Origin of the sequence: Arthrobacter sp. AOP36-A1-22 (genome assembly GCF_052377615.1) — a bacterium.
Classification (GTDB): Bacteria; Actinomycetota; Actinomycetes; order Actinomycetales; family Micrococcaceae; genus Arthrobacter_H.
On sequence record NZ_JBQSWX010000003.1, the window covers coordinates 60,187 to 74,671 of the forward strand.

The 14,485-nt window shown below is 65.1% G+C and carries 9 protein-coding genes; all 9 read right to left on the bottom strand.

Annotated features, from left to right (window positions below):
- Positions 1–25 precede the first annotated feature (25 nt).
- The 9 genes from ACT3S2_RS02850 to ACT3S2_RS02890 all read right to left on the bottom strand — a co-directional run bounded on the left by ACT3S2_RS02850 (position 26) and on the right by ACT3S2_RS02890 (position 14,392).
- Complete coding sequence (locus ACT3S2_RS02850; protein ID WP_086998579.1) at positions 26–640, bottom strand: TetR/AcrR family transcriptional regulator; 615 nt, start codon at positions 638–640, stop codon at positions 26–28.
- Positions 641–718: 78 nt separating this feature from the next.
- Positions 719–2,875: an acetate--CoA ligase family protein gene (locus ACT3S2_RS02855; protein WP_444561188.1), complete on the bottom strand. Its 2,157-nt coding sequence runs from the start codon at positions 2,873–2,875 to the stop codon at positions 719–721.
- A gap of 53 nt (positions 2,876–2,928) precedes the next feature.
- Positions 2,929–5,136: an acyl-CoA dehydrogenase family protein gene (locus ACT3S2_RS02860; RefSeq protein ID WP_444561189.1), complete on the bottom strand. Its 2,208-nt coding sequence runs from the start codon at positions 5,134–5,136 to the stop codon at positions 2,929–2,931.
- A gap of 295 nt (positions 5,137–5,431) precedes the next feature.
- Entirely contained in the window at positions 5,432–7,201 is a 1,770-nt protein-coding gene (locus ACT3S2_RS02865) for a BCCT family transporter (protein ID WP_443348082.1), read from the bottom strand.
- Positions 7,202–7,385: 184 nt separating this feature from the next.
- Positions 7,386–8,948 carry a methionine--tRNA ligase gene (gene metG, locus ACT3S2_RS02870; protein WP_443348081.1) on the bottom strand — a complete coding sequence of 521 codons (1,563 nt, stop codon included), beginning with the start codon at positions 8,946–8,948 and terminating at the stop codon, positions 7,386–7,388.
- Positions 8,949–9,112: 164 nt separating this feature from the next.
- A complete protein-coding gene (gene serA / locus ACT3S2_RS02875; protein WP_441380597.1) occupies positions 9,113–10,708 on the bottom strand; it encodes a phosphoglycerate dehydrogenase in 1,596 nt (531 codons plus the stop codon).
- A 198-nt stretch (positions 10,709–10,906) separates the two neighbouring features.
- A complete protein-coding gene (gene ilvC, locus ACT3S2_RS02880) occupies positions 10,907–11,932 on the bottom strand; it encodes a ketol-acid reductoisomerase (RefSeq protein ID WP_444553482.1) in 1,026 nt (341 codons plus the stop codon).
- Between the two features lie 56 nt (positions 11,933–11,988).
- The gene (gene ilvN / locus ACT3S2_RS02885; RefSeq protein ID WP_444561190.1) at positions 11,989–12,507 is read right to left on the bottom strand and encodes an acetolactate synthase small subunit; all 519 of its coding nucleotides are present in this window, start codon (positions 12,505–12,507) and stop codon (positions 11,989–11,991) included.
- A gap of 4 nt (positions 12,508–12,511) precedes the next feature.
- Positions 12,512–14,392, bottom strand: coding sequence for an acetolactate synthase large subunit (locus tag ACT3S2_RS02890; RefSeq protein WP_444553484.1), 1,881 nt, complete (start codon positions 14,390–14,392; stop codon positions 12,512–12,514).
- Positions 14,393–14,485: the final 93 nt, after the last annotated feature.

The window sequence follows — 14,485 nt, forward strand, 5'->3', positions numbered from 1 at the left end:
GCCGGACTGAGAAGGGCTGCGCCGGTTAGGCGCCCTCGGCCTCGAACTGAGCGACCCGCAGGCCGATCATCCGCACGAAGCTGTCGATCACCCGATGGGCTTCGGGAATCGTCTTGTCCCCGGTCAGCAGCCGGGCCACCAGATCCATCAGCACGCACCACACCATGGCGGTGATATCGGCTGCCTCCTCGTGACCGAGCATCGCAAAGTCCGCGTGGATGGGTTCCTCCAGCACGACGCCGAGTTGCTGCATCAACGCCGAAACCTGCGGGTCCGAGGTGGAGCGCAGCAGCCAAATGGCCTTGTAAAAGTTCGGCTGTCGTTCGAAGGCCGCCAGCGCCGAGCGCATCCGATACTGGACGCGTTCGGTGGTGCTCAGGCCCTCCGCCCAGGACTGGTCGGCCGAGTTGAAGGGCACGCTCCAGTCGTAGACGACGTTCGCATACAGGTGCTCCTTCGAGGAGAAGTACCGGTATAGAGTGCCCAGTGCCACGTTGGCTTCGGCGGCGACGTCCCGAATCTGGATGGAGTCGTAGTCGGTTCCCACCAGTAGGGTTTTCGCCGCGTCCAGGATGCGCTGCCTGCGCATCACCTGGTAGGCGGGAAGATCGACGAGATCCGCGGAGAGTTGGCCGGACATCGTGCTCCTTCTGCTGCCGGTCGGAATGGGACTCCAACGCTATCACCGGGCTACGTCCCCATGGCCCAGCTCCCCCGGTCATGCCCGGTCCTTCCACCGGACCAGTGCGTCGAGGGCTTCAATCTGGTTCCCCGCCACCCTCAGCGGGTTGATTTCCAACTCTTCGAGTTCATCGCCCAGCCCGAGAGCGACCTGGGAGATCCTGAAGATGACCTCTGCCAGCTGGTCCAGATCGGTGGCCTCCCCGCCACGGAACCCGGTCAGCAAGTCGACTCCCTGGAGGGATTCGAGCATCCGTCGAATCTCTGCAGGGCCGACGGGCAGCAGCCGCAGGGCCGAGTCCTTGAGAATCTCGACCATGACGCCGCCGAAACCGACGGCCATCACCAGCCCCCACTGCGGATCACGGATGATCCCCACCAGCAGCTCGGTGCCGGCCGGGCGCATGGGTGAGACGGCGACGCCCTGGACGCGGGCTTCGGGGGCCAGATCGGCGACGGAAGATCTGATCGATTCGTAGGCGGCCGTGACCGCTTCCGCATCCCGCAACATCAATTTGACGCCGCCGACCTCCGTCTTATGGGCAATATCTTCAGAGGCCACCTTCAGCACCACGGGGTAGCCCAGGTCTTCGGCGACGGCGACAGCCTGTTCGGCCGAGCCCACGATGGTCGCCGGAACGTAGGGCACGCCATGCTCACGCAGGAAGGCTCCGGTCTCGATTTCGGTCCAGGTGTCCGTTCCGGCGGGTTGGTCGATGGCCGGCGCCTCTGGCACCGCAGGGTCGGCCGCCAGTTCCGCGGTGCGCCGACCCCACCAGGCGCTGCGGGCCACGGCAGGGATGCCCCGGTCGAAGGAGTCGGAGGCGTGGGGGTAGCCGTATTCGGTGGCGAAGGCCCGCCCGAATTCGGTGACCTCGGTGGGCAGGAAGCTCATCGGGATCACCGGTTTGGGTGAGGAGGTGAGCTGGGCGAGCAGCGTGTCCTGGGTGGACCTGCCCATATCGGCCATCATCTGGTTGGCCGGCCAGGAGGCGTTGATCACGACGAAGTCGAAGTTGGGGTCATCGATGAAGCATTGGTTCGCCTTGGTCAGGATGGACGGATCCACCGAGATGTAACCGGTGGTGTCCATGGGGTTGTTGACCGTCGAATACTCCGGCAGGCCTGCCTCGTGCAGAGCCCGGACCGTGGAGGGCGAAGGCGCGGGCATCTGGAGGCCGAGTGCCTCGGATTTATCGGCGATCAGGGCGCACATGGCGCCGGAGCCGGTGACCACGCCCATCCGGTTGCCGTCCACGGCACCGTAGGATTCGATGATCCCCGCGGTGGCAATCAGGTCCTCGATGTTCTCCACCCGGATCACCCCGAACTGCCGGCAGGCGGCATCGATGACGCTGTCGTCTCCGACCAGGGAGCCGGTATGGGCGGCGGCGACGCGGGCCGAGGCCTCGGAGCGTCCGGCTTTGAAGACCACTACCGGTTTGCCGGCCTTTCGGGCCCGTGCGGCGACGTCGAGGAACTGCGCGGGATTGGTAATTTGTTCGAGATAGGCGGCGATGACCGTGGTGTTCTCGTCATCGACCAGCAGGTCCATCACGTCGATGGCCGAGACCATTGCCTCGTTGCCAACCGTCACCGCGGTGGAGCAGCCCACCCCGCGTGAGGCCATATAGGGCAACAGGTAGATGGCCAGGGCACCTGACTGGCTGGCGATCCCGACACCACCGGAAATCATGGGCATCTGGGTCATATGGCTGAAAGCGGCGACCTTGGCATGCGCGTTGATGAAGCCGAGGTTATTGGGTCCCAGGATCAGCTGGTCTGCCGCCCTGGCCCGTTCGACCAGGCTCTCCTGCAAGGCCCTGCCTTCGGCACCGGCCTCGCTGAGCCCGGCGGCGAGCATCACGAGGTTGCGGATGCCCTTGAGCCGGGCGTCCTCCAAGATGGTCTCCAATGATTTGGTGCCGGTGAGCACGATGGCCAGATCGGGGGCAGTCGGCAGCTCGGCGATCGAGGTGTAGGAGGATTGTCCGTGGCATTCCTCGCCGCGGCGGTTGACCAGGTAGAGCTCACCGTCGAAGCCACCGGAGATGAGGTTGGTGTAGGTGAATTGTGACCAGGCTGACTTGCTGTTGGCGCCCACGATCACCACGGATCGTGGCTGGAGCAATTCGTGCAGTCGGTCGGTGGCGAGGGTTCTCACGTTCTGAGTATCGCGCGTCATCGTTGTCATGCGAAGGGTATCCTTTCGGGAATGGCTTGAGGTCTGGAGTCCTGCGGGGCGGTTTAGCCGCGCGGCAGGCCGAGGATGCGTTCGGCAATGACATTGAGCTGGATTTCCACGGTGCCCCCGCCGAGCAGCACCTGGGGGACGTCGAGTTGACGGGTCACCGCGCCGGCCGGGGCGTTGGCGAAGAGCATGGCCGGCCCGGCCAGGGCGGTCACCAAACTGGCTGCCTCGCGGGTCAGTCGGGCCTGGGCGACCTTGGCCAATGAGGAACCAACTCCCGGGTCGCTTCCATTGACCTGGCGCAGGGTTTCGCGCAGGTTCAGCGCGCCGATGGCCGAGCTGCTGGCCACGATCTTGCCCAGGGCGGTGAAGGCTTCGCGTTCGGTACCGATGTAGCCGTCTTCGCTGATCAGCTCGCGCATCGCGTCTTCGGTTCCTGCCGAGACGCCGGCGGAGATCTGGGTCCGTTCGTTCTGCAAGGTGGTGGCGGTGATGCGCCATCCCTGCCCCGGCTCCCCCAGCAGGTACTCATCGGGGACGAAGACCGCATCGAGGAAGACCTCGTTGAATTCCGAGGCGCCGGTGGGTTGCATCAGTGGGCGGACGTCGACGCCCGTGCTGCGCATATCAACCAGGAAGTAGCTCAGCCCCTTGTGTTTGCGCACCTCGGTATCGGTCCGGGCCAGGCAAATGCCCCAGTCCGCTTCGTGGGCCCCCGAGGTCCAGACCTTCTGTCCCTTCAGCTCCCAGCCGCCGTCGACGCGGGTGGCCCGGGTGGATAGTCCTGCCAGGTCGGAGCCGGCGCCGGGTTCGGAGAAGAGCTGGCACCAGGCCAGTTCCCCACGCAGGGTCGGCAGGGCGAACTGTTCCTTGATGGCCTCGGTGCCGTAGGCCAGGATCGTGGGCATCGCCCATTCCCCGATCACCGAGGTGGGCTGGACCAGGCCACGGCGGGCATATTCCTGCCCGATGACGACCTGTTCTGCCGGGGTGGCGCCGAGCCCGTAGGGGGCGGGCCAGTGTGGGGCGGCGAGCCCGTTCTCGGCTAGGAAGGTTCGTTGGGAGCCACGGGAGTACCAGCGGCCGCCGTCGTGCTCGTTGTCCAGTTGCGCCGCTTCATCGAGAAGTGCCCCGATGCGCGTGCGGAAGGCCGGGTCTTCGTCGGGGAGCACGATATCGATCTGCCGGTCGGCATCCAAGGCGGTGCGGCCCAGGGCTGCGACACTGTCGGCCACCGGGGCCACTTGTGCCGCGAGGCTCATGGCGCGGCGCCAGTAGAGGTGTGCGTCGTGCTCCCAGGTGAAGCCGATGCCACCAAAAATGGTGACGGCCTCGGTGATCGCCTCGACGGCGGGGACGATGGCCGACTGGATGGCCGATCCTGCGGCCAGGGCCTGCTGGGTACGGTCCTGGTCGAGTGAGACCACTGCCGACCAGGCGGCGGCGGTGGCCAGTTCGGAGGAAATGAGCAGGTTCGCGCATTTGTGCTTAATGGCCTGGAAGGAGCCGATGGGCTGGTCGAACTGTTCGCGGATTTTGGCGTAGTCGGTGGTGGCTTCCACCGCCCACCGCATGAGGCCAGACGCCTCTGCGGCGAGCAGGGCCGCCTTCAGGGCATCGACGTAGCTGGCCTCCAGTCCCTCGAGGATGGCTTCGTGCCCGATGGCCAGGCCGTCCAGCTCCAGGATTCCCGCATCGCGGGTGAGGTCCGAGGATGCTGCCACACGCTTGGTCAGACCGGCTGCCTGGGCATCGACCAGGGCGAAGCGGGTCACGTCCTCGGAGGTGAACCCGATGACCAGCTGTTCGGCGGAGAGCAACGAGGCGACGCCGATGCTGCCGCTGAGGAGCCAGCCCTCGGCCGAGGCGGCGACGGTCACGGCGGCGGTGGGCATCACCAGGGCGCCGGTGGCCCCATCGGCGAAGAGGTCCAGACCACTCGTGGAGGCCTTGCACTCGGTGGCCCCGGCCACGGCGGAGCTGGCGAGCACGGTGGAAACCAACGGGCCAGGGACGAGGCGGTGGCCGAATTCCTCCACCACGATCGCCGTGTCGGCCACGCTTCCGCCCTGGCCGCCACGTTCTTCGCTGATGTGCAGGGCGTGGAGTCCGTTATCCACGAGTTCGGCCCAGTGGTCGGGCCGGCCTCCCTCGGCATAGGCCTGGAGGTGTTCGCGGGTTTCGAGGATATCGGCGAAGCGTTCGGCGAAGTCGGAGACTGCGGAGGCTAGGTCGGTGTGCTCTTCGGTGAGGGAAAGTGGCATCTGTTCACTCCAAAATCACGGACGATGCACTCCCCTGCGACGGGGAGGATCGTCGAGCTGTGTTTCAATAACTGAAACTAGACTCTAGTTTAATTTAGTGAGCCACGCAACACCCCCTCGATGCCCCTGCCTGCGGGGAGAATCGGTGGCAGTCGTGGAGATGTTTCCTGCCCGGGCCGCGACCACGCGATGTCGCCGAGCAGCCATCCCGGCGGTCACAACAAAAAGCAGGGCCCCCTCTGGAAGAAGTTCCAGAGGGGGCCCTGCTGTGATGCTGCTTGGTCCTCGAGGCGACTTAGAGTCGAGGACGCCTATCGCGTGGCTTCCACGGGCGTGGAGGGGTCTTGACGTTGGATGGAAGTGCCGTTTCAATCCGGTCGTCCACCTGCTCGCCGAAGCGCTCATCGAAGTTGTCCGTGAGCTCGTCGGTCACGCCTTCGCCGACCTCGCGGGCCAGCTCACGCCGACGCTGGCGACGTTCGGCCCGCAGGAGCACCTGATGTTCGGCGTTCAGGGCCTTGAAGGTGGCCAGGCACATCCCGATGATCACGATGCTGACCGGCAGCGCGGTGAGGATGGACGCCGTTTGGAGGGCGCCCAGACCACCGGCCAACAGCAGCGCGATGGCGACGAGGCCTTCGAGGGACGCCCAGAGCACACGGCTCCACTTGGGCGGATCGGTATCTCCGCCGGAAGCCAGCATGTCGATCACCAGCGACCCCGAGTCCGAGGAGGTCACGAAGAAGATCGTCACCAGCAACACGGCGATGACCGACAACACCCCACCCAGCGGCAACTGGCTGAGCATGTTGAACAGGACGTTCTCCGAGACGATGCCTTCCTTCTCGTCGAACAGTCCGCCGTTCATATCATCCCAGGCGGCCTGGATGGCCGTTCCGCCCATGATGGAGAACCAGATGAAGCTGACGATGGTCGGAACCGCCAGGACGCCGAGGACGAATTCGCGCACGGTCCGGCCACGGGAGATCCGGGCGATGAAGACACCGACGAAGGGTGCCCAGGACATCCACCAACCCCAGTAGAAGATGGTCCAGTCGCCCAGCCACTCCTGACCGGCTGCACCGGTGTAGGTCGCGGTGTCGAGGGTCATGCCCAGGATGTTCTGCAGGTAGTAGCCCAGCGAGGAGATCAGGTCGCGGAAGATGAACAGGGTCGGGCCGAGCAGCAGGACGGAGATCATGAAGACCCCGGCCAAGCCCAGGTTGATGTTCGAAAGCCACTTAATGCCCTTGCCGACGCCGCTGACGGCGGAGACGAGCGCGAAGAGGGTGATGATGATGATCAACACCACCAACAACGTGTTGTTCACTTCACCGACAACGCCCATATGGGACAGTCCGGCTGAGATCTGCTGGACGCCCAGGCCCAGCGAGGTCGCGATGCCGAACAGGGTGCCGACCACGGCGATCACGTCAATCGTGTCGCCGAGCCCGCCCTTGACCTTGTCCCCTAGCAGGGGTTCCAGGGTCCAGCGGATGGAGATCGGGAATCCTCGACGGTGGATGGCATAGGCCATGGCCAGACCGACGACTGCGTAGATGGCCCAGGCATGCAACCCCCAGTGCATGAAGGTCTGTCCCATGGCGGCCCGAGCAAGATCCGCCTCGTCCCCGGTCACGCCGGGTTTGGGGTTCACGAAGAAAGTCAGTGGTTCGGCGGCGCCCCAGAACACGAGGCCAATGCCCATGCCTGCGGCGAAGAGCATGGCGAACCATGACAGCAGGCCGAATTCTGCCTTCTCGTCGTCCTTGCCGAGCTTGATGTTGCCGTAGCGGCTCAAGCCCATCCAGATCGCGAAGGCCACGAAGGCTCCGACCACCAACATGTAGTAGGGGGCCAGGCCCTCCACCACTGCAGACTGCATATTGCCGAAGACCTTCGACGTGCCATCGGGGGCAATCATCGCCACGGCGACCAGCGCCACGATGACGGCTAGTGCGGGCCAGAAGACGCGCGGTGCGGGGATAATGGGCTTCTTCGCCTCCGTCGGGGAGGCACGCCTCTGGTCTAGATTCTCACCGCTGATTTCCGGTGGGATGCTCATGACAGTCCTCAAATACGGGGTAGGGGGTACGAGTAAGTCCGTTGACCCACTTTACTGACAAGGCATCCACTGTCAATTTGCCGGTCTCTTCCCCCGGACCCGTCATCGGCGCGATCCCCGCCAGCCGGTACTCCCTGTCACCCGGCGGCAGGCACCCGCCGTCAGGCCGTTGACTAGCGCCTATTCACTCCGCGGCGGGCTCTTCGTACTTCGGGAAAATCGGCCTCGGGGCAGGCAGTTCGGCCCCCGGTTCAATGGCCGAGTCATAGGCGGCGAACGTGCGTGCCGCTCCCCCTGATTGGCCCAGGACGTCCAGCAGCTGGCTCCCCGCGGTGGGCATCACCGGCTGCACCAGCAAGGCGACCTTCCGCAGGATTTCCAACGTCACATACAGGACGGTTTCCATCCGGGCGGTATCCGTTTTGCGCAGCACCCAGGGCGCATTTTCTGCGAAGTAGGCGTTCGTATCCCCCAGCACATGCCATACGGCCTCGAGTCCCTTGCTGAACTCCTGGCGATCGTAAGCGCTGCGCGACAGCTCCAGCAGTGCCTCGGCGTCGTCCAGTAGTTCCCGGTCGGCGTCGGTGAAGTCGCCTGGGGTGGGGACGAGTCCCCCACAGTTCTTGGCGACCATGGACAGGGAGCGTTGGGCCAGGTTGCCGAGGTTATTGGCCAGATCCGAATTCATCCGGGCGACGATCGCGTCGTGGCTGTAGTTTCCGTCGGCGCCGAAGGGGACTTCGCGCAGCAGGAAGTACCGCGTCTGGTCCAGACCGTAGTTTTCCACCCAGTCGGCGGGGGCCACGGTATTGCCCAGGGACTTGGACATCTTCACGCCGTTGTTGTGCAGGTGGCCGTGGATCATGATCCGGCGTGGCAATTCCAGCCCGGCGGACATCAGGAAGGCCGGCCAGTAGATGGCGTGGAAGCGGGAAATGTCCTTGCCAATGACGTGCAGGTCGGCGGGCCAGTATTTACGGAAGGAGGCCGAATCGGTGTCCGGGAAACCTACCCCGGTCAGGTAGTTGGTCAGCGCGTCCACCCACACGTACATCACGTGGGCCGGGTTTCCGGGTACGGGGATCCCCCAGTCGAAGGAGGTGCGTGAGACCGAGAGGTCGTTCAGCCCACCCTCAACGAAACGGATGACCTCGTTGAACCGGTAGTGCGGTGCCCCGAAGTCGGGCTGGTCGCGATAGAGATCCAGCAGTTTGTCCTGGTAGGCGGAGAGGCGGAAGAAATAGGATTCCTCTTCGGTCCAGGTCACCTCGGTATCGGATTCGGTGGCGTACCGGATGCCGTCCTCGCGGACCTCGGTCTCGTCCTGACCGTAGAAGGCTTCGTCGCGCACCGAGTACCAGCCGGCGTACTTATCGAGGTAGATGTCGCCGCGTTCCTCCATGCGCTTCCAGATGGCCTGGGCGGCTTCGAGGTGGTCCACGTCGGTGGTGCGGATGAACCGGTCGTAGCTGATCCCCAGTTCGTCCTGCGCCTCCTGGAAGACGTCCGAGTTGCGCTGGGCGAGCTGGCGGGGCGTGATGCCTTCCTTCTCGGCGGTCTGCAACATCTTCTGGCCGTGTTCGTCCGTACCGGTCAGGAAGAAGACGTCACCCCCGTCCAGGCGCTTGAAACGCGCCATGGCGTCCGTGGCAATGAACTCGTAGGCATGGCCGATATGCGGGTCGCCATTGGGGTACGAGATGGCCGTGGTGATGTAGAACGGGGTCTGATCCTGAGTTGAAGTCACCCCAGAAATCTACCGCACCCTGGAGCTCCGCCGCCCATCGACGCTGTAGTAACCGGACTCATCGGCCCCGGCGGGCCCATCCGCAGCTTGCGACGCAGGGCGTGGGGTGCACCGACGATGCCGATGCCCCCCACGCCCTGCGGCGGGTTGATGCTGCGCGTGAATTACTCGGAGAGGTCTACTTCGCGGGCCGTGGTGGCGCTAATCGAATCCCTGACCTCATCCAGGACCCCGGCCGGCAGGGAGGAATCCACAGCGAGCACTGCCAGGGCCGGGCCGCCTTCCTCATTGCGGGAGACCTGCATGGCGGCGATGTTCACCCCGTGCTGGCCCAGGGTGCTGCCCAGGGTGCCGATGACCCCTGCCCGGTCCTGGTAGATCAGCACGATCATGTGTTCGGCGATGGGGATCTCGAGTTCGTACCCGCCAATTCCGACCAGCTTCTCGATCTGCTTCGGCCCCGTCAGGGTGCCCGTCACCGAAATCTGCTGGCCGTCGGACAGGGCGCCCTTCAGGGTCAACGCGTTACGGTATTCGGGTGATTCGGTGGTGGTGACCAGCCGGGTGGAGATCCCGCGTTGTTCGGCCAGCACGGGGGCGTTCACATAGGAGACCTGGTCGGAGACGATATCCCGGAAGACGCCCTTCAGTGCCGAGAGTTCCAGCACCTTGACATCGAGTTCGGCAATCTCCCCGGCCACCTCGACATCCAGTGAGGTGAGCGAATCCACGGTCAGCGCGGTGAAGATGCGTCCGAGCTTCTCGATCAGCGGGATGCCGGGGCGGACCTGTTCGTCGATGACGCCGCCGGCGACGTTGACCGCGTCGGGGACGAGTTCTCCCGAGAGCGCCTGGCGAACCGATTTGGCGACCGAGACGCCCGCCTTTTCTTGGGCTTCCGCGGTGGAGGCTCCGAGGTGGGGGGTGACGGTGACGTTGTCGAAGTCGAAGAACGGCAGGTCGGTGCTGGGTTCTGAGACGTATACATCCACCCCGGCGCCGGCGATCTGGCCCTCTTTCAGCGCGGTATACAGGGCGTCTTCGTCGATCAGGCCGCCACGGGCGACGTTGACGACGTAGGCGCTGTCCTTCATTTTGCCGAAGGCCTCGGCACCGAGCATGCCCAGGGTTTCGGGGGTTTTGGGCATGTGGATGGTCACGAAGTCCGAGGTGGCCAGCAATTCGTCGAGTTCGAGCAGGCGCACCCCCATCTGCTGGGCGCGGGCGCTGGTGACGTAAGGGTCATAGGCGACCACATCCATGCCGAAGCCCTGCAGCCGGGCCGCCACGAGGGCGCCGATACGGCCCAACCCGATGATGCCCGCGGTCTTCTCATAGAGTTCGACGCCGGTGTAGGCCGAACGCTTCCAGGCACCGGATTTCAGCGAGGCGTTGGCCGCGGGGATCCTGCGGGCCAGCGAAACAATATGCCCGACGGTGAGTTCTGCAGCCGAGATGATATTTGAGGTCGGGGCGTTCACGACCATGACACCGGCCTGGGTGGCGGCCTTGATGTCCACGTTATCCAGTCCGACGCCGGCGCGGGCGATCACCTTGAGCTTGGTCGCGGCGGCGATGGCCTCGGCGTCGACCTGGGTGGCTGAACGAACCAGGATCGCCTCGGCGTCCACGATGGCCTCCAGCAGCTGGGTTCGATCGGAACCATCGGTGCTGCGGATCTCAAAGTCCGGGCCCAACGCCTGGACGGTGGCGGGCGAGAGTTCTTCGGCCAAGAGGACGACGGGCTTGGTTTCTGACACGGAGGTGGCACCTTTACGATCGACGGCTGCGGGTCAGGGCCGGGGTCGTCCGGTCCCGCACCCCCAGATTATCGGCCGGGCGCCGCCAGCCCGGTGTCCGTGTGCCCATATTACGGGCCGGTAGACGTCAATGACCCGCACTGTTCACACAATGCGGGTCATTGACGTCATGCTCCGGGGGAGCCGGTCCGCTGCCGCTTAGCGGGCGGTGACGCCATCGGTGTAGTCGTCATCGGTCTGGATCCAGGAGAACAGCTTGCGCAGGTCCCGGCCGGTGGACTCGATCGGGTGGTCCTCGCCGCGCTTGCGCAGCTCAAGGAATTCCTTCCCGCCGGCGGCCTGGTCGTCCATGAAACGCTTGGCGAAGGAACCGTTCTGGACGTCGGCGAGGACGGCCTTCATGTTTTCCTTCACGTCCGGGGTGATCACCCGCGGGCCGGAGACGTAGTCGCCGTATTCAGCCGTGTCGGAGACGGACCAGCGCTGCTTGGCGATGCCCCCTTCGACCATCAGGTCAACGATGAGCTTGAGCTCGTGGAGGACCTCGAAGTAGGCGATCTCGGGCTTGTAGCCGGCCTCGGTCAGGACCTCGAAGCCGTACTGCACCAGCTGCGAGGCCCCGCCGCAGAGCACTGCCTGCTCGCCGAAGAGGTCCGTTTCGGTTTCTTCGGTGAAGGTCGTCTCGATGACACCGGCGCGGGTTCCGCCGATGCCCTTGGCGTAGGACAGGGCCAGTTCCTTGGCCTTGCCGGAGGGGTTCTGTTCCACGGCGATGAGGTCCGGCACGCCGCGGCCTGCCTCGAATTCGCGGCGGACGATGTGGCCCGGGCCCTTGGGGGCGACCATGGCGACGTCGACATCGGCCGGCGGCTGGATGTAGCCGAAGCGGATGTTGAAGCCGTGGCCGAAGAACAGTGCGTCGCCGGCGACCAGGTTCGAGGCGATCTCGTCCTGGTAGACCTTGGACTGGATCTGGTCCGGGGCCAGCAGCATGATCACGTCTGCTTCGGCTGCCGCCTCGGAGACGCCGACGACCCGCAGGCCCTCGGCCTCTGCCTTGGCCCGGGAGGCGGATCCTTCGCGCAGGCCGACGCGGACGTCGACGCCGGAGTCGCGCAGGCTCAGCGCATGGGCGTGGCCCTGCGAGCCGTAGCCGATGACGGCCACCTTGCGGCCCTGGATGATCGAAAGGTCTGCATCGTCGTCGTAAAACATATCGGTCACAGTGATAACTCCTTGGTGCTGTTCGGTATCTGAGTCTGGAAGTCTGGTGTGGGTGTTCAGGCCGAGACCGCGCGCAGGGCGCGGTCCGACATTGATTTGGAGCCGCGGCCGATGGCCAGGGTGCCGGATTGGACGATCTCGCGGACCCCGAACGGTTCGAGGACGGCCAGCAGCGCATGGAGCTTATCCGGGGTGCCGGTGGCCTCGATGATCAGTGAATCCGTGGCCACGTCCACGACGGAGGCGCGGAACAGGTCGGCGGCCTGGGTGACCTGCAGCCGGGTGGCGGCATCGGCACGGACCTTGACCAGGATGTGGTCGCGCTGCACCGAGGAATCCGGGGTCAGTTCCACGATCTTGATGACGTTGATCAGCTTGTTCAGCTGCTTGGTCACCTGTTCGAGCAGGTCGCCTTCGGCGTCGACGACCACGGTCACCCGGGACATCCCGGGCACTTCGGTGGGGCCGACGGCCAGTGAATTGATGTTGAACGCCCTGCGGGCGAACAGGCCGGCCACGCGGGTCAGGACGCCGGGGACGTCCTCCACGAGCACGGAAAGGGTATGGCGTGCCATGGTCCTAGTCCTCCTCTTCCCATTCAGGGGTCATTCCGCGGGCGATCTGGATCGCGTCGTTGCTCACGCCGGTGGGGACCATCGGCCACACCATGGCGTCGGCACTGACGACGAAGTCGATCACGACCGGGCGATCGTTGATCTCCAGTGCCTTCTGGATGGTGGCGTCGATGTCTTCATCGCGTTCGCAGCGCAGCCCCACGCAGCCGTAGGCGTCGGCGAGCTTGACGAAGTCCGGCACCCGCGCGGTTCCGTGGCCGGTGTTCAGATCGGTGCTGGAGTAGCGGCCGTCGTAGAACAGGGTCTGCCATTGGCGCACCATGCCCAGCGACGAGTTGTTGATGACCGCGACCTTGATCGGGATGTTGTTGATCACGCAGGTCGCCAGTTCCTGGTTGGTCATCTGGAAGCAGCCGTCGCCGTCGATGGCCCAGACCACGCGGTCGGGGTTGCCGACCTTCGCGCCCATGGCCGCCGGAACGGCGTAGCCCATCGTGCCCAGGCCGCCGGAGTTCAGCCACTGGTGGGGGCGTTCGTACTTCACGAACTGGGCCGCCCACATCTGGTGCTGTCCGACCCCTGCGGCATAGACGCCCTCGGGTCCGGTCAGGGCGCCGATGCGCTCGATGACCCGCTGCGGGGCGGTGAGCCCGTCGTCGGTCTCGGTGAACCCGATCGGGTAGGTCTTGCGCAACCGGTCCAGGGTCGACCACCACTGGGTCAGATCCGGGTGGCCGTCGGAGGCGAACCGGGCCCGGCAGGCCTCTGTGAGCTCGGGCAGGATCTCCTTGACCGAGCCGACGATCGGGACATCGGCGGTGCGGTTCTTGGAGATCTCCGCGGGATCGATATCCGCGTGGATGACCTTGGCATACGGGGCGAAGGTGTGCAGCACCCCGGTGACGCGGTCATCGAACCGGGCGCCGAGGGTGATCAGCAAGTCTGCCTGCTGCAGTGCCGTGACCGCCGAGACGGAACCGTGCATCCCGGGCATCCCCACATGCAGTTCGTGCGAATCGGGGAACCCGCCGCGGGCCTGCAGCGTGGTGGCGACCGGGGCACCGACCAGTTCGGCCAGCTCCATCAGTTCGGCGGAGGCGTGGCCCTTGATGATCCCGCCGCCGACGTAGAAGGCCGGACGCTGGGCGGCACCGATCAGTTTGGCAGCCTCACGGACCTGTTTGGAATGACCGCGCACCACGGTGCGGTAGCCCGGCAGGTCGATCTTCGGCGGCCAGGAGAAATCGGACTTGCCCTGCTGGGCGTCCTTGGTGATGTCCACCAGCACCGGCCCGGGGCGTCCCGTGGCGGCGATGTGGAAGGCCTCGGCCATGACCCGCGGGATGTCGGCGGCGTCGGTGACCAGGAAGGAGTGCTTGGTGATCGGCATGGTGATCCCGACGATGTCCGCCTCCTGGAAGGCGTCGGTGCCGATGAAGGCCGAATGCACCTGTCCGGTGATCGCGACCATGGGGACCGAGTCCATATGCGCATCGGCAATGGCGGTCACGAGGTTGGTGGCTCCGGGGCCGGAGGTGACGATGCATACCCCGACTTCCCCGGTGACCATGGCGTAGCCCTGTGCTGCGTGGCCTGCGCCCTGTTCATGGCGGACCAGGACATGGTTGAGCCTGGTCGAGTCCATCAGTGGGTCGTAGGTGGGCAGGATAGCCCCTCCCGGCAACCCGAAGACGTCTTTGACGCCCAGTTCTTCCAACGAGCGGACGATGGCTTGTGAGCCGGTCATCCCGGTGGGTGCCACAATGTTGTTCGGACCCTGGACAGGGTTCGAGGCATCCACGGTGGAAGAGACAGGAGCATGATCCTTGGCACGGCCGGCGGCCTTGGCCACCAGCGACGGGCTGATGGGTGTTCCGTTACTCATCGGATATTCCTTCTCTTCTCTAGTTCTGCGCATAAAAATACCCCGCTGGCCTTCATGGCTTCAGAGGGGTTCGCGCGTCACCGTGTCCTACAA

Bases quoted from the DNA above. Each gene is read 5' to 3' on its own strand.
- ACT3S2_RS02850 (WP_086998579.1), bottom strand. From the start codon at position 640: ATGTCCGGCCAACTCTCCGCGGATCTCGTCGATCTTCCCGCCTACCAG.
- ACT3S2_RS02855 (WP_444561188.1), bottom strand. From the start codon at position 2,875: ATGACAACGATGACGCGCGATACTCAGAACGTGAGAACCCTCGCCACC.
- ilvN (WP_444561190.1), bottom strand. From the start codon at position 12,507: ATGGCACGCCATACCCTTTCCGTGCTCGTGGAGGACGTCCCCGGCGTC.
- ACT3S2_RS02860 (WP_444561189.1), bottom strand. From the start codon at position 5,136: ATGCCACTTTCCCTCACCGAAGAGCACACCGACCTAGCCTCCGCAGTC.
- ACT3S2_RS02865 (WP_443348082.1), bottom strand. From the start codon at position 7,201: ATGAGCATCCCACCGGAAATCAGCGGTGAGAATCTAGACCAGAGGCGT.
- ACT3S2_RS02890 (WP_444553484.1), bottom strand. From the start codon at position 14,392: ATGAGTAACGGAACACCCATCAGCCCGTCGCTGGTGGCCAAGGCCGCC.